This window comes from Anaeromyxobacter dehalogenans 2CP-1 (genome assembly GCF_000022145.1).
Taxonomy (GTDB): domain Bacteria; phylum Myxococcota; class Myxococcia; order Myxococcales; family Anaeromyxobacteraceae; genus Anaeromyxobacter; species Anaeromyxobacter dehalogenans.
In genome coordinates, this window is the sequence record NC_011891.1 from 3,858,673 (window position 1) to 3,874,403 (window position 15,731).

At 75.3% G+C, this 15,731-nt stretch carries 11 protein-coding genes; 2 read left to right on the forward strand and 9 right to left on the reverse strand.

From position 1 onward, the window contains the following. Positions 1–74: 74 nt before the first annotated feature. Genes A2CP1_RS17400 through A2CP1_RS17415 form a run of 4 tightly spaced genes read right to left on the reverse strand, consistent with a single transcriptional unit; the run spans position 75 to position 4,230 of the window. Entirely contained in the window at positions 75–596 is a 522-nt protein-coding gene (locus tag A2CP1_RS17400; protein WP_012527379.1) for a DUF4956 domain-containing protein, read from the reverse strand. Further along, positions 584–2,287, reverse strand: coding sequence for a dTMP kinase (locus A2CP1_RS17405; protein WP_015934590.1), 1,704 nt, complete (start codon positions 2,285–2,287; stop codon positions 584–586). Before A2CP1_RS17405 ends, A2CP1_RS17400 begins: the two co-directional genes overlap by 13 nt. Positions 2,288–2,291: 4 nt before the next feature. Then, positions 2,292–2,963 (reverse strand): VTC domain-containing protein, encoded by a 672-nt coding sequence (locus A2CP1_RS17410; protein WP_015934591.1) that lies wholly within the window; start codon positions 2,961–2,963, stop codon positions 2,292–2,294. 1 nt (position 2,964) lies between these two features. After that, positions 2,965–4,230: an OprO/OprP family phosphate-selective porin gene (locus tag A2CP1_RS17415; protein ID WP_245529823.1), complete on the reverse strand. Its 1,266-nt coding sequence runs from the start codon at positions 4,228–4,230 to the stop codon at positions 2,965–2,967. 249 nt (positions 4,231–4,479) lie between these two features. On the opposite strand from A2CP1_RS17415, the gene A2CP1_RS17420 reads away from it, so the two are divergent. Continuing rightward, a complete protein-coding gene (locus A2CP1_RS17420) occupies positions 4,480–5,823 on the forward strand; it encodes a metallophosphoesterase (RefSeq protein WP_015934593.1) in 1,344 nt (447 codons plus the stop codon). A gap of 178 nt (positions 5,824–6,001) precedes the next feature. Next, positions 6,002–7,675 (forward strand): CotH kinase family protein, encoded by a 1,674-nt coding sequence (locus tag A2CP1_RS17425; protein ID WP_015934594.1) that lies wholly within the window; start codon positions 6,002–6,004, stop codon positions 7,673–7,675. 54 nt (positions 7,676–7,729) lie between these two features. Here A2CP1_RS17425 and cglE read toward each other — a convergent pair whose 3' ends face one another. From cglE to A2CP1_RS17450, 5 genes are all read right to left on the reverse strand, one after another. Continuing rightward, positions 7,730–8,347 (reverse strand): adventurous gliding motility protein CglE, encoded by a 618-nt coding sequence (cglE, locus tag A2CP1_RS17430; RefSeq protein WP_015934595.1) that lies wholly within the window; start codon positions 8,345–8,347, stop codon positions 7,730–7,732. A gap of 13 nt (positions 8,348–8,360) precedes the next feature. Further along, a complete protein-coding gene (gene gltG, locus A2CP1_RS17435; protein WP_015934596.1) occupies positions 8,361–10,403 on the reverse strand; it encodes an adventurous gliding motility protein GltG in 2,043 nt (680 codons plus the stop codon). Positions 10,404–10,433: 30 nt separating this feature from the next. Then, positions 10,434–10,703: an adventurous gliding motility protein CglF gene (gene cglF, locus A2CP1_RS17440; RefSeq protein ID WP_012527387.1), complete on the reverse strand. Its 270-nt coding sequence runs from the start codon at positions 10,701–10,703 to the stop codon at positions 10,434–10,436. Positions 10,704–10,792: 89 nt separating this feature from the next. After that, a complete protein-coding gene (gene gltE / locus A2CP1_RS17445; RefSeq protein ID WP_015934597.1) occupies positions 10,793–12,148 on the reverse strand; it encodes an adventurous gliding motility TPR repeat lipoprotein GltE in 1,356 nt (451 codons plus the stop codon). After that, positions 12,145–15,720, reverse strand: coding sequence for a tetratricopeptide repeat protein (locus tag A2CP1_RS17450; RefSeq protein WP_015934598.1), 3,576 nt, complete (start codon positions 15,718–15,720; stop codon positions 12,145–12,147). Before A2CP1_RS17450 ends, gltE begins: the two co-directional genes overlap by 4 nt. Positions 15,721–15,731: the final 11 nt, after the last annotated feature.

Sequence of the window (15,731 nt, forward strand, 5' to 3'; positions counted from 1 at the left end):
GCGGGCGGCCGGAGCGAGACGCCGCGCGGCGCGCGCGCGGCGCGGATAGCGCCCGATACCAGCCCGCGATCGCCTCACTGCGACTTCCGCGACGCATCGGCGAGGCGCGGCGCGACCTCGCCGGCCGGCGCGGGCGCGCCGTGCGCGGCGCCCGGCGCGTCCGCCTCCGCGGCCTCGCCGGCGGGGAGCAGGTCGAGGACCGCCAGCACCGCCGACGCCGCGAGGCCGGCGGTGAGCGCGAGGCCGAGCGTCCCGTGCCCGCACGCCATCCCCAGGCCGATGGTGAGGAACAGCACCGCCGCGTCGCGCGGGTCCTTCAGCCCGGAGCGGAACCGGACGAAGCTGCCCAGGCCCACCAGGCCGAACGCCTTCGCCACGCTGTCGCCGATCACCATGGTGATGATCGCCGCGGCGGCGCAGAGCAGGATCTGCGCCTGCGCCATCTCGGTCTTCGGGAGGCGCCGGCCCAGGAGCAGCCGCCAGGGCCGGACCCCGAGCGCCACGCCCACCGCCAGCGCCGCGCCGATGCGCGGGAGCACCGTGCCGAGCGGCAGCGTGTGCAGGTCGATCCCGCTGATCGGGGTCAAGGGGTGCATGAGGCCTCCACCGCCGCCGGCGGGAGCGGGGCCGGGCCCGCCGCGTGCGCCGCCAGCGCGAGCGCCGCGTGCGCGTTCCGCAGCACCGGCAGGCTCGCCGGCGCGGCCCGCAGCGCGGCCGCGACGATCTCCCGGCCGCGCGCGGTCGCGGCGAGGTGCCGGAGCGACGACACCGCGGTGGCGGGCCAGCGCGCGACGCCCTCGGCCCGCAGCGCCCAGGCGCGCGGGTGATCCATCCCGTCCACCGCGTCGAGCGCCTCCTTGGTCGCGGCGAGCGCGCGCTCGCGCAGCGGCCAGGTCCACGGCGCCGCGTTGCCCGCCAGCGTGCGGAGCACGCGCTTCGGCGCGAGCGGGAACAGCCGCTCGCGGAGCGCGCGGGCGGGGCCACTCTCCACCCCGACCGTCCCGCGCAGCGCGGCGAGGCCATCGTGGGCGGCGAGCGCGGCGCGCATCGCGTCGGCGCGCGCGCCGTCCACGCCGGCCAGGCCGCGCCCCACCGCGTCCCACAGCCCCTGCCCGACGCCCTCCGCGCGGAGCGCCCACGCGCGCTCCGAGCCGAGCCCGGCCAGCCCGCGCAGCACGCCCTCCAGCCCCCCCCGCTCCAGCGCCTCGGCGCGGAGCGCCCACGCCTCCGATCCATCCGCCGCGACCAGGCCGGCCACCGCGGGCCCCGGCGCGCGCGCCAGGAGCGCCGCCCGCAGGCGCATCGCCTCGGACGACGCGTCGGCGCCCAGGCCGGCCGCCACGTCGGCCGGGACCCGCCCGGCCAGCGCCCACCTCAGCGCGTGCGACTCCGGGTCGGACAGGCCCTCGAGCGCGCGCGCAACCACGGCCGGGCACCGGGCGGCGAGCGCCACCCGCCGCGCGTGGGCGGCGCGGCCGGGGATGCCCGCCAGCAGGTGGGCCGCGAGCGCGGGCTCCCGCGCCGCGAGCGCGTCGAGCGCCGCCTCGAACCGCTCCGCCAGCCCGCCGGCCTCCGCCTGCGCGGCCGCGTGCGCCCGGGGGCGCGCGGTGGGCGGCGCGGCGCGGGGCCGGCGCGGGGCGCGGCCGTCCACGCGCGCGGCGATCGCCTCCGCGACCAGGTCGGCGAGCGCCTCGAGCGACCTCCCCTCGTTCGCGACCCGGAGCCAGGCCTCCGGCGCCGCGGCGGCCTCGGCGGCGAGGTGCTCGCGGATCCGGACCTGGAGGCCGTGCCCGGCGAGGCCCTTCCTCGATCCCGGCTCGTCGGCGCGGCCCTCCAGGATCTTCCCGACGCGCTTGCGCAGCCGCGCCAGGTCGGGATCCACGTCCACCAGGACGGCGAGGTCCGGCCAGGTGCCGCCCGAGGCGGCGCGCACCGCCGCCTCGACCTCGGCGCGCGGGAGGCCGCGGCCGGCGATGGCCAGCGCCAGGATCGAGTGGAGGCTCCGGTCGGCGACGCAGAGCGCCCCGCGCGCCAGCGCCGGCCGCACCACCTCCTCGAGCTGCTGCGCCTCGCGGGCCAGGTTCAGGAACAGCTCGGCGCGCGGCGAGAGCTCGAGCAGGCGCGGGTCGCGCGTCAGCTCGCGCACCCGGCGCGCCGCGGCGGTGGCGAGGACCCCGCGCTCGCGCGCGTGGACGACCTCGCGCCCCGCGCCGCGGAGGCGCTCGCAGACCAGGTTGGAGAGCGCGGTCTTGCCGCTGCCGTCGATGCCTTCGAAGGACACGAGCATGGGGTCAGGCCCTGCGCGTGCGCGCCGGCGCGGCGCGCGAGAACGCCTCGGCGAGCTTGCTGTACGGCTGGGCCCGCGCGGTGACGAGCGCGACGAGCCAGCGCGGCGGCGCGTCCGCCCCGAGCTTCAGCTCCAGCACCGCGCGCGGCTCGGCGCCGAGCGGGGGCGGCAGCCCGTCGGGCCACGGCGGCGCGCCCGGCTCGAGCAGCGGCCAGCCGGCGGGGTGGAACCGCAGCCCGTCGTCGAGGGTGACGCGCCACCCCTCGCACGGCTGCCACACGCGGCGCCGGTACGACGTCGCGACGAGCGGCGCGAGCGGCCCCGGCAGCGGCAGGCACGCGAGCGCGCGCGCCAGCGCGGAGCGCGGCAGCCAGGTGCGATCCTTGGTGGTGAGCCCTCCCCGCTCGTGCTTCAGCTCCAGCACCACGTGCCCGGGCCGGCCGGAGCGATCCGGGTGGTAGGCCTTCGCGCGCACCTTGACGCAGTCGCCGGGCGACTCGAGCGCCCGGAGCGCCAGCGGCGCGCCGGGCGCGTCGAAGTAGACGGTCGCCACGCGGGTGGTGACCGCTGCCCCGGCGCCGAGCCGCGCCGCGATGTCCCGGGCCTCCCCCGGCGCGAGCAGCACCTTGTGCTCGCGCCGCAAGAGCGTCACCGGTCCCTCCGCGTAGGGCACCACGCTAGAACCTCGTCGCGAGCTGGACGGCGATCGCGTTGGCCGGCGCCGTCTCCCCCGGGCGGCGCGCCCGCTCCCCCTGCACCTTCAGCTTGAGCCCTTCCCCGAAGCCGAGCACCGCCCCGGCCACGGCGGACGATCCGGTCCCCTGCGCGGGCGCGCGGAGTCGCAGCGCCTCCAGGCCCGCCATCGGCGTGACGCGGAGCCGCTTGCCGAGGGGGATCGTGTACTCGACCAGGCCCAGACCGGCGGTGAACGTCCCCTGCTGGATGTGCCCCGTGAGCCCCTCCAGGCTCACCGCCAGCGGTCCCGCGTCGAGCGCCGCGAAGGCGGAGGCCGCCTCGCGCCGGGGCACGTCCGGGGTGGAGCGGCCGGCGCGGTAGCCGGCGGCGCCGAGCTCGAGCGCCCCGGCGAGCCGGACCGCGGCGCGCGCCACGTAGTCCTGCGGCGGCTTCTCGTCGCCGTTGGGCGTGCCCTGGAACACGCCCGCGGACAGCTCCACCGCGCCGTCCCACGGGCGCAACGCGCCGACCGCGCCGACGCGCCGGCCGCCCATCTCGTTCCGGTCCACCAGGTAGTCGTTCACCACGCCGCGCCCGATGCGCGGGAGCTTCCACGCGGAGGCCGTCTCCCGCTCCAGGAACGGCGGCTTGAACCGGCCGGCGGTGAGCCGCGTCGAGGAGGGGCCGTCGAGGCGCACGAACGCGTCCTTCAGCGGCTTCGTGTCGGCGACGTCCGCCTCGATGACGGTGAGCAGGCCCGGCATGCTCCCGCGCACCTCGATGCGGGCCCGGTCGAGCGCCACGTCGCGCTTCCACCCGTCGCGCGCGTCCGCCGCGCCGCCGACGAACACCTGCCCGCCCACCTCGATCTGGAGCCCCTCGCGGCGGGCGCGGATCGGCTCCGCCACCGGGCTCGGGGGCGGCGCGACCGGCGCGGGCGGCGCGGCCCTCGGCGCGGGCGCGGGCGCCGCGGGCAGCGGGGCGGCGCGCACCACCTCGACGCGCGCCGTGCCGGCCGGCGCGTCGGGCGGCGAGTAGGTGGCCTCGCGGGCGCTCGCCGCCCCGGCCGTCGCCGGGGCCGCCGGCACGTCCGCCTGGCCAGCGAGGGGCCGGTCGGTGTCCGGCACGGCGGCCGGCGTGGCGACCGCCACCTCGCGCTCACCCCGTGCCGCCGGTGCGGCGCTCCCCTCCGCCGCGAGCGCGGCACACGGGCTGGAGAGCAGCAGCAGCAACGGGAGCGCACGGCGCGTGGGTCGGTATGCGAGCACGGCCGGCCGCGGTGCAACGGCGATGCCCGTACATCCGCGCCCACGCTCCCCCGCCCCCAGGGCGGCCGCGCGGCGCCGGTCGTGGAAGCGCCGTTCCCACCCGCGCCCGCGGACCGCCACGCGATCGGCACGGGAACGCCGCGGCGCGCACCCCGACGGAATGGTGCGGCGCCCCGCGCGTGTTCAGACGGGCTGATCCCCTCAAGCGCCGTCCTGCGGCCCGCGCCCTCGCGCGCACGGAGATGCCACATGCGCTCGTTCCCCCGCCTGCTCCTCGCGCTCGCCGCGCTGCCCTCGGCGGCCTTCGCCGCGAGCGTGACGCGCGGCCCCTTCCTGCAGCAGACCGGCCCGTCCTCCGCGCTGGTGGTGGTGGACACCGACGCGGCCGCGACGGTGCAGGCCATCGCGGACCTCCCGGGCGGTGGGACGGCGCGCGCCGCGAGCGACGGCACCCATCACCTGCTCCGCCTCGACGGGCTGCCGGCGGCGAGCGCGGTGCCGTACCGGCTCACCGTGGACGGCGTCGAGCGGCCGGGCGGCACGCTCCACACGCCGGGCCGGCCCGACACGGCCGAGGGCCGCGCCGCCATCCTCGCGGTCGTCGGCGACTACGGCACCGGCGATCCCGCCGAGATGAACCACATCGCGCGCATCCGCGAGGAGGGCGCGCAGGCGATCCTGACGGTCGGCGACAACGCCTACCCGGACGCCACGGCCGCCGACTTCCTCACCAAGCTGTTCCGCCCGATGGCGGCGCTCCTCGCGGACGTGACGATGTGGCCGGCGCTCGGGGACCACGAGTACCGGCAGGCGTGGGCGCAGCCGTACCTCGACGCGTTCGAGCTGCCCGAGGGACCCCAGGGCGAGCGCTACTACGCGTTCGACTGGGGCGACGTGCACGTGGCCGCGCTGGACTCGAACTGCATCGTCCCGATGGACGCGGCCACCGCCGGCTGCGACGGGAAGACCATGGTGGGCTGGCTCACCGCCGACCTCGCCGCCAGCCGCGCCCCGTGGAAGATCGTCCTCATCCACCGGCCCGTGGTCGCGACCGGGAAGTACGGCGTGTACCCGCAGATCCCGGCGGCGCTGCTCGGGGTGCTGGAAGGTGCCGGGGTGGACCTGGTGCTGCAGGGCCACAACCACCTCTACGAGCGGAGCTGGCCGACGCGGCAGGGCCAGCCGGTGCAGAAGGACTACGACCACCCCGCCGCGCCGGTGTACGTGACGAGCGGCGGCGCGGGCGGCTGGCTCTACGACTTCGCCCTCCCGGCCGAGCCCTGGACGGCGTACCGCGAGAAGATCGACCAGCACCTCCGGCTGACGCTCGAGGGCGGCACGCTGAAGGTGGACTCGATCCGCGGCGACGGCGTCATCCACGACACCTTCACCATCGTGAAGGACATCCCGCCGCTGCCCGCCCAGCCGCCCGGTGGCGGGGACGGCGGCGGCGCTGGCGGCACCCCGGAGACGCCGCCCGCGAACGGCGCCGTGGCGGTCGGCTGCCAGGCCGGCGCTGGCTCGGGCTGGGCGCTGCTCGCCCCGCTGGCGGTCGTCGCGGCCGCGGCGCTGCGGCGGCGGCGGCAGCGTTAGCGCACGGCGAGCGCCGCGCCGCCGCGCCCGCGGGGAGCTCGCGCGAGCCCGCGTCGGCGTGCTCCGAGGTCGCGGGCCCCAGGCAGCTCCGCCCCGCCGGGCGGGGCGCCGCCCCGTAGAAGGGGAAGCCCCCGCGTGCCCGCTTCCCCGCGCGCCGACCGCTGCGCTGCATGTGCTCATGCGACGCACCTCGGCGGCCGCCGTTCTCCTGCTTCCGTTCCTCCTGCTCGCCTGCAACGGCGCGCCCCTCCCCGACGCCTCGCTGGGCGGCCAGCCGGGCGGTGGTGGACCGGGCGGCCAGCCGGGCGGAGGAGGTGGCGGCGGCGGCGCCGGGTCGGTGAACCCCGACGCCCCGCTCGCCGCGCCCGCCTGGCCTCCGCTGCAGGCCAGCGTCGAGCCGTACGCGCTCGCGTTCGACGACGCGACGGCGGCCATCGTCTACACGATGTGGAGCAAGGACTACGCGCCGGGCCGGTTCCACTACCACGGCGCCTGGTGGGACGTTGAGCTGCGCCAGCGCGGCGACGGCTCGCGCGAGCACCCCAAGCACAGCTGGAAGGTGCGCCGCCCGAAGGACGCGCCGCTCGACGGCGAGCGCACGCGCAACCTGCTCGCGGAGTGGCCCGACGGCGGCTACCTGTCGGACCCGTTCTCCTACGGGCTCATGAAGGGCGCCGGCGTGCCCACGCCGCGGGCGCAGTTCGTGACGCTCGACGTCAACGGCGAGCACCAGGGCGTGTACGTCGAGCTCGAGGAGCCGGACGAGAAGCACTTCCTCCTGGAGAACGGCATCGACTCGAACGCCAACGTCTACCGCTGCGGGCTGCGCGACTGCGAGCTGAAGCTCACCCCGCCCGCCCACTACCAGGGGCCGTGGGAGAAGAAGACGAACGAGAGCGAGCCCTCCGACGACCTCGACGCGTTCCTGATCGGCCTGAACCGCACGCCCGAGGGCGAGATCGAGGCGTGGCTGGAGCAGCACGTCGACCTGCCGCGCTTCTTCCGCTTCTACGCGGTGGGCATCCTCATCAGCCTCTCCGGCATCGACGACTCCGGCAGCTACCTCGTGCACGACCGCACGCGCGACAAGTGGCTGTGGGTGCCGTGGGATCTCAACAACGCGAAGCTGGTGTTCTGGCGCGACAACCCGGTGGAGTGGGGCGTGCCGTTCCGCTACGCGATCCCGTTCTACACGCTCTACGACGCCGCCACCCTGGGCGTCGCGGCCGGCAAGGAGGCGCGCTACGGCGGCGCGCACCCGCCGTTCGTGGTGCTGTTCCAGCGCATCTGGGACCGGCCGGCGCTGCGCGACCGCATCCTCGACGAGGTGGAGGCGATGCTCGACGGCCCGTTCGCCGAGTCCGAGACGTCGCCGCGCATCGACGGGCTGCGCGCGCTCATCGCCGGGCTGCTCCCGGCCGATCCCTGGGTGGAGCCGGCGCACGCGGACGCCTCGGTGCAGGTGCTGAAGGACTACGTCCGGCGGCGGACCGGGTTCCTGCGCGAGCAGATCGCGCTCGAGCGACACCGCGGCGAGGGAGGCCTGGTGGTGAACGCGATCGCGCCGGACGCGATCGAGCTCTACAACCGCGAGGACGCGCCGCGCGACCTGGGCGGCCTGGCCCTGACCGGCGACCTGCGCCAGCGGCTCGCGACGCTGCTGCCCGCCGGCACGGTGGTGCCGCCGCACGGCACGCTGCGGCTCCCGTTCCCGGTGGCGGCCGAGGGCGGCGAGGTCGGGATCTTCGACGTCGCGACCCAGCTGCCGGTGGACGCCGTCTACTACGGGCCGCCCGGCGGGCGGACCTACGCGCGCACGCCGGACGGCGCGGAGACCTGGGCCTGGCGGTGAGTGGGGGAGCCGGGGCGGGCGCGCGGCGAGGACCGCGCGCGCCCGCCGCCCGGATCAGAACGTGTAGCGGACCGTCGGGTAGACCGCGTACCCGCTCGCCTTCGCCTTCGTGGCGTAGACGTAGTCCGCGGCCAGGCCCACCGAGAAGTGGCGCAGGCGCGTGAAGTACTCGATGCCGGGGCCGCCCTGCACCACCACGTCGTTCGTGCTGAACAGGCCCTCGGGCCAGCTCTTCGCGTAGCCGCCGCGGCCGTGCACGTAGAGGTAGAAGCGCTCCCAGTCGTTGCGGTCGGTCCAGCCGAGCAGCGCCACGCGCAGGTCGAGGCCGCCGGCGAACAGGCTGAAGGCGCCGTAGCTCGAGCTGCCCTTCTGGTTGCCGCCCTGCCCGTAGACGGCCATCGAGAGCCGGTTGCCGAAGTCCATGCCGAGCGTGAGCCCGACCATCAGGCCGCCGGCCGCTCCGCCCCCCTTGCCGGCGTAGGGATACTTCGCCGGGTCCTCGGTGGGCGTGTCGGTGAAGCCCATGTAGCCGGCCTCCATGCCGACGAAGAGGCCGCGCTCGACGTCGCGGAAGCGCGCGGCGCGCGGGTCCTCCTGCAGCCGGGGCGCCGACTCCTGGGCGCCGGCGAGGAGCGGCGCGCTGAGCGCCAGGATGGCGAGGATGTTCTTCACGGAGATGTCCCTCCTATTCGCCGCCGGCGGACCGGAGGATCCAGGGGTAGGTGATGACGGCGATGCCGCCGCCCTTGGGCTTGGGGAACTGCCAGCTGGTGATGCGGCTCATCATGCAGTCGTGGACCTTGGCGTCCTCGAGCGTGGTCGCCCCGGAGTCCACCTGCGGGCTGGTGGCGCTGCCGTCGGTCTGGATGACCCACTTGATCGACACCTTGCCCGCGAGCCGCGGGTTGATGGCGAGCTGCTGCTCGTAGCAGTAGCGGATCTGCGCGGCGTGGTCCTGGATGACCTTGCGGACCAACTCCTTGTCGATCGATCCCATGACCTGGGCGGCGCCGGTGCCGATGCTGATGTCGCGGTCGCCCTTCTTGCCGAGGCCGCCCACGCCGGTGCCGTAGGTGCCGAGCCCGCCGCCGCGGCCCTTCGTGCCGACGGCGCCGATGCCGATGGTCTCGCCGGAGCCGCCGCCGCCCGAGCCGGAGCCGCGGATGCCCAGGCCGCCCAGGCCCTGCGCGTCGCCGACCACCGGACCGAACATGTTGCCGACCGCGCCCTTCAGGTCGCCGCCCAGGCCGCCCGAGCCGAACACGGTGGAGAGCCCGCCGCCGCCGCGGCCGAGCGCGCCGAGCAGGCCGGTGCTCTTCACGACGTCCTTGGCGTTCGGGTCGATGGCGCGCGGCGCGGACCGGGCGTTCGACTTGGGCGCGTCCCGCTTGCCCATCTTGCCCTCGTCGCCCTTGTGCTTCTCGGCCATCTCGCCCGGATCGTCCTTCTGCGTGCCGCCGGCGAGCTTCTCGAGCTTCTTCGGCTTCGCCTCGGGGGGCTTGATGATGAACTTCGCCATCCGGGACGGGTTCTTGAACAGGTCGTCGGCCAGGACGTCGGTGTCGTACGGGAAGTTGTTCGCCGCGACGATGAACCCGGACTGGATGAAGAACAGCACCAGGAACAGGTTGAGCAGCCGGTAGTTGACGCGGTCCCAGAGCGGGACGGGCTTCACCGGCTCCGGCTTCTTCGGGCGCGCCTCGATGGCGAGGCGGCTGCCCACCTCGGCGCGGACCGCGCCGGCGCGGGGCACCGGGATCCAGTAGGCGCCCTTCACCTTCTCGTCGCTGGCGGCCTTGCGCGACTTCACCAGCTCGCCGAACGCCGTGCGCTGCCCCCGCTCGTCCACCACGCCGGTCATCCCGGAGCCGAACGCGAACTTGTAGTCGCCGTCCTCGAAGCGGAGCATCGGGAACTCGGCGAGCGGCAGCCCCTCCACGCGCAGGCTGCACTTCTCGCCGTCGCCCACCAGCACCGGCTGCTTCGGCCGCACGAACGTGGCGGCGTCGAGCAGCGTGTCGCCCCAGAGCACGCGCAGCTCGACCCCGAGGTCGGCGACCGCCGAGAGATCCTCGGCGGCGGCGGCATCGGCGGGACGGAGCGCGGCGCGGCGGCGCGGCTCGGTGGACCGGCGCGGCGCGGGCGCCGGGGCCGCGGCGGGCGCGGGCTCCGGCCGCGGCGACGGCGCGGGGGCCGCGGCGACGGCAGCGGCCGCGGCGACGACCGGGGCGGCCGCGACCGGCGCCGCCTCGGCGGCGCCGACCGCTGCGGCGGGTGCGGGCGCGGGCAGCTCGGCGTGCGCGTGCCCGTGGCCGTTCACGCCGTTGCCGTTCACCTTGGCCGGGCGGGCCGCCGCGGGCGCGGCGACCGCGTGGTTCACCGTCTCGGCCGCGGGCACCGCCGCGTTCGCCGGCGCCGGCACCTCCGCCGCCGCGCCCTCCACCACGATGAGGAGGCCGCCGAGCGTGATCTGGTCGCCGGCGCGCAGCGCGCCGCGGCTGACCTTCTTGCCGTTGACGAAGGTCCCCTCGGCGCTGCCCATGTCGATGATGGAGATGGCGCCGTCCGGCGAGACCTCGATCACCGAGTGGATGCGCGAGACCTTCTCGTCGTCGAGCACCAGGTGCGCCGACGCGAGGCGTCCGATCTTGATGATCTCGCGGCTGAACTGCTCGCTGCGCACGAGCTCGTTGCCGCGGAACACCTTGAGGGTGATGGGGGTGGCCATGGTCTCCCGGGTGGTCGCCGTGGGTACCGGCTACAGGTCGCCGGACGCCTGCATCACCTTGTCGCGCCAGTCCTCGCGGATCTTGATGAGGTTGGAGTGGTCCACCTTCTGGCGCGACTCCACGTACTCGCCGTCGGGCCGCTTCAGGTCGCCCTCGATGGTGTCGTCCTCGAAGTTGATCACCGTCTTCTTCTCGTACTCGACCTTGCCCTGAGGCTGCTGGGCCGCCCCCTGGCCCGTCGACTGGGCGGACGTCGCGAGGGGAAGGCCGAGCACCAGCGTGAGCAGAAGCATTCGCATCTTGGAACCCCGATTCTCGTTGGCCGAGGCTATCACCGCGGCCGGTGGTGCAAGTAGCAACGGCTGTGCTCCGGAACCGACCTTCGCGCTCACCGTGACGGGTTCGGGGGCGATGTGGGCGCGGCACCTCCGCCCGCACCGGTACCCGGCTCCCCCGGCTCGCTCTTCCCCGCCCCTGCCCCGGCGGCGGCAGGCGCGACGGCGGGCGCGGCCGCCGCGGCCTTGCGCGCGGCGGCCTCCGCCGCCTTGCGCTCCGCGTCCCGCTGCATCTCCTTCGCGGCCTCCTGCGCCCGCTTGTTCTCGGCCACGATCTGCTCGCACTCCCGCTGGAGCTTGAGCGCCGGCGAGTCGGCGGACGCCACCGGCCCCACCATCCGGCCGTAGGCGCGGAGCTCCTCGAGCGCCGGCTCGCACTCGTTCTTCACGCGCATGAACAGGACGCCGCGGGCGAGGTGCACCTCCGGCAGCGCGTCGCCGGACGCCTCCTGCGCCTTCGCGTACGCGGCGAGCGCCTCGTCGGGCTTGTCCTGGTGGCGCTTCGCGACGCCCAGCGCCAGCCACGCCGGCGCGTTCTTGGGATCCGCGTGCACCATGGCCTGCGCGTGCTCCGCGACCACCGGCCAGCGGCGGCCCTTCACGGCGGCGTCGAGCAGCGCGCGGCGCGCCGGCAGGTACCCGTCGTCCAGGGTGAGCGCCTTGCGCCACTGCGCGGCCGCCGCCTCGACGTCGCCCTGCTTCGCGAGCACTTCGCCGGCGAGGAAGGGCAGCTCCGGCTCGGAGGGCGCGAGCTTCTGCGCGCGCAGCAGGATGAGCTGCGCGACGTCCAGGTTGCCGCGCTGCAGCGAGACCCGCGCCATCACCACGTACGCGCCCACCGAGCGCGAGTCGCGCAGCAGGGCCTCGCGGGCCAGCCGCCAGGCCTCGTCGAGCTGGCCGGCGTTGCGGTACATCGCGGCGAGCCGCTCGCGCGCGCGGGCGTCCTCGGGGAAGTCGCGCACCACCGCCGCGTAGATCGACTGCGCGCCGGCCAGGTCGCCCTGCTTCTCGAGCAGCACGCCCAGGTTCACCGCCGACTGGCGCAGGCCGGGCTTCGCCGCGAGGGCCTTCTGGTACTCCGCCCGCGCCTCGTCCACGCGCCCCTGCGCCTCGAGCGCGACGCCCAGGTTGTGCCGCGCCTCGGCGACCTCGCCCGCGTCGAGCACCGCGCGCCACTTGCGCTCGAGGACCGCCCAGTCGGTGGGCACCTTGAGCCGGCGCTGGTCCTCCTGAGCCTGGACGGCCTCGGCGTAGAGCCGCTGCGCGCGCGCCGAGAGCGCCTCGGCCGCGTCGGCGGGGAGCCCCGCGGGGCGGGCGCCGGACGCCGGCGCCGGGGCGTTCGCGCGCGAGCCGGCGCAGCCGGCGGCGGCGAGCAGGAGCAGCAAGGAGGCGGTGCGCGCGTTGGTCACGGCAGGAGGTCCTCGTCCTCGTCGCCGCCCTTCTTGCGGCGGGGGAGCTGCGGCTCGGCGTCGGCGCGGCCGGGGCGCGCGTCGGCGGGCTCGGCGGCCGCGCGGCCGGGGCGCGGATCGCCGGGCTCGGCCGCGGCGCTGCGGGCGCCGGCCGGCTGGAGGCGGAGCACCGGCAGCGGCGCCTCGGGGGCGCGCGGCGCGCCGGCGGCGGGGCGGGCCTGCACCGGCTGGATCTCGGCCAGGATCCCGTAGCCCTTCGGCGCCTCGGCGATGGGCGGCGCGGGGACCGACGGGACGACCTCGGCCGAGGCCGCGCCGGCCTGATCCGGCTTCGCCTTCGCGAGCATGGCCGAGGCGTCGCGGGCGCACGCGTTCACCACGCCGTAGTCGCGCGACGCGTTCGCCGCGAGCTCGAAGCCCTCCACCGCCTTGCGCTCGAGCGGCTCGGACGCCTGCGTGAGCTGGGCCCGGTACTCCTCCACGAACGCCTTGTTGCCGCGGATCTCGCGGGGGATGGGCGCGGCGTGGAGCGCGCGGGCGAAGCGCTCGTACCCGAGGCCGATCTTGTACAGCGCGCAGATGGCGGGGCCGGCCTGCTTCAGCTTCACCACCTCCCCGTAGGCGTCCTCGAGCTGCTTCAGCTTGCGCCCCTTCACCTGCAGCTGCGCCTTCAGGTAGTTCGGCGCCACGTCGAGCGTGATCTTGTCGTACTTGCCGAAGTCGTCCTCGAGCTCGAGGTACATCGCCTGCGCCACCAGCCCGAGGCCGCGCTCCTTCACCTTGTCCCGGTTCCGCCGCCAGTAGGCGTAGCCGGCCTGGTAGGTGCGCTGCGCGGCGGCGCCGTTGCCGGACTTCTCCTGGATCGCGGCGATGCGCTGCTGCGCGTCCATCCAGTCCTCCGGGTCGCGCGCGTACTTCAGCTGGAACTCCTCGAGCTGGCGCAGCTCGCGGCTGGCCTGGCCCTGCTTGCCGTAGAGGTCGGCGAGCGAGCGGAACATCCGCCGCGCGTCGGGGCCGTTCGGCCAGGTGTCGAGGTACGCCCGGGTGGCGGCCTCGGCCTTGGCCCACTCCCGCAGGCCGGCGCGGAACACCGCCGCGTTCACGATGGCGTCGTTCGCCTTCTTCTCCTCGTACACCGCGGGCGGCCCGGCCGGCGCCTCGGCGACGGCGGCGGCGGCCTTGCCGCCCCTGGCCTTGCCCTTCGCGGCGGGCGGCGGCTCGCGCCGGCTGGCGGCGCGCCAGGCCTGGAAGTACCGCTCGTAGTGGTCCGCGGCGCGCCCGAAGTCCGCCACCGCCTCGTACGCCTCGGCGTTGTCGTAGAGCGACTTCGGCGCGAGCGTGTGCGTCGGGTACCGCTGCAGGAACTGCTCGCGGATCTCCATGGCGCGGTCGAGCCGGTGGGCCCGGACGTAGTCCACCGACGCGTTATAGTAGGCGGTGGGGGCGAGGCGGGAGGTGGGCCAGTCGCGCGCGAACGCGAGGTACTGCTCGGCCGCGCCCACGAAGTCCTGGGCCTTCTCCTTCTCCTCGATCACCTTGAACGCGCTCTGCTCGATGACGCGGGAGAGGTCGTCCTTGAGCTGCGGGTGGGCGGCGATGAGCGCGCGGTTGTCGTAGAACCGCTTCGCCCAGCCGTTCACGTTGCGCCAGTCGCCGAGCAGGTTGTACGCGTCCAGCACCAGGTTCGCGGAGTAGCCGGCCAGCTCGTGCTGCGGGTGGTCGAGCGCGATGCGCGTGAACAGGTCGCTCGCCTCGCCGAACGCGTTGTGGCGGTAGTGCAGGTTCGCGAGCTTGTAGGCGACCTCCACCCACTTCTCGCCGCGGGGCTGGTACTCGAGGTAGCGCTGGCACGCCTCGGCCAGCTTCTGCCGCTGCGGCGCCATCGCGAGCTTCTTCTTCGGGTCCGAGGGCTGGCGCTTCTCGGTCTCGTCGAGCTTCTTCGCGACGAGGTCGTAGGCGAACACCGCGTTCTCGAGCGCGTCCTTGAAGAACTTGCCCGGCTTCGGCGCCGGCTGCCCGGCCTGCGGCTTCGCCTTGAGCGCCTGGACGTCGGCGAGCGCCACGCGCTCGTACTCCGCGCCGGCGGCCTCGAAGTCGGCGAGCGCGTAGAGCAGCTCGGCGTGGAAGAACCGCATCTCGTAGGCGGGCGCCTCGCCCGGGAAGACGTCGAGGTAATCCTTGTAGACGGCGGCGGCGTAGCCGGCGACCGGGTCGTCGCGCGTCTTCTTCCACTCGTTGTGGTACTGCACCGCGAGGATGCGCAGCGTGGACTCGGCGTCGCGCCGCGCGTCCTTCAGCACCTTCGCGTTCTTCGGGTCCTTGCCCTCGGCCGACGCCTCGATGTCGCGGAGCATCCGCACGAAGACGTGCGCCTGGGCCACCGCGGCGTCCTTGCGCCCCATGCGGCCTGCGCAGGTGACGATGCGCGACTGGAAGAACGGCGCCTCCACCGAGAGCGGCTTCTCCTGGATCATGCGGTGGTAGACCAGCACCGCGTCGCGATCCTTGCCCTCGTCGAAGTACAGGCCGGCCAGGGACTTCAGCATGTCCCACCAGCCGGTCTGGCCGCCGACGCGCCGGAAGTCGTCCCAGGCGCCCTCGGCCGAGCCGACGTGGCTGTAGGTGCGGACGTAGTCCTTCCGCGCCTCCTTCACCAGCGCGAGCTTGCGGTCGGCGGGCACCGTGCTCGTGGGCATCTCGCCGAAGAAGATCACCCCGCGGAACAGCTCCAGCGCCTCGCTCCAGTTGCCGAGGTTGTAGTGGACCCAGCCCTGCTTGTAGAGCGCGTAGCCGTAGACCGAGCTCTCCTGGTACTCGGCGGCCTTGCGGTAGGATTCGAGCGCCTTGCGCAGGTTGCCGTTGCGGTCGTTCTTGTTGGCCCGCTCGAAGTAGTACTCGCCGAACGCCATCCACGCGTCGGGCACGTAGCGCGAGCTCGGGAACTTCTGGATGAGCGCGCGGTACGCCTTCAGCGCGTCGGGGTCGTTGCGGTCGCGGCGGGAGAGGTTCTCGCCCAGGAAGTAGAGCACCTCGTCGAGGCGCGGGTAGCTCGGGTAGCGCGAGATGATGGCCTTGTAGAGCGCCACCGCCTGCTCCTGCAGGCGCCGCGACTGCTGGTCGAGCCCCTTCTTCTCCTCCTGGAGCCGGCCCACCTCGCCCGGGTTCGACGTGCCGATCTCGATGATGCAGTCGTCGCGGCGGTTCGCCTCGAAGAAGAAGTACTGCGACTCCTCCCAGAGCAGCTCGGCCAGCCGGAAGTACCACTGCGGCGTCTCGGTGGCCGAGCCGCCGCCGAGCTGGATGAGCTGCTGGAGGCTGGCGATCTCCTCGCGGCGCTTGGCCGAGATGTCCACCTCGACCTTCTTGCGGAACGTCTCGAAGTCCAGCTTCGGGCCGCCCGGCTCGGCGACCTTCTTCGCGGCCTGGAGGCTCCCGCCCAGCGACGCGTCGGGCGCGACCTGGCGCTTCTGGCCGAGGTCCGCCTCCTTGGGCTGCGGGCGCGGATCCGCGGCGCGCGCGGGACCGGCCGCGAGCGCCACCACCACGGCGCCGAGGGCGAGAGCACGGGTCATGCTTCGGTCTC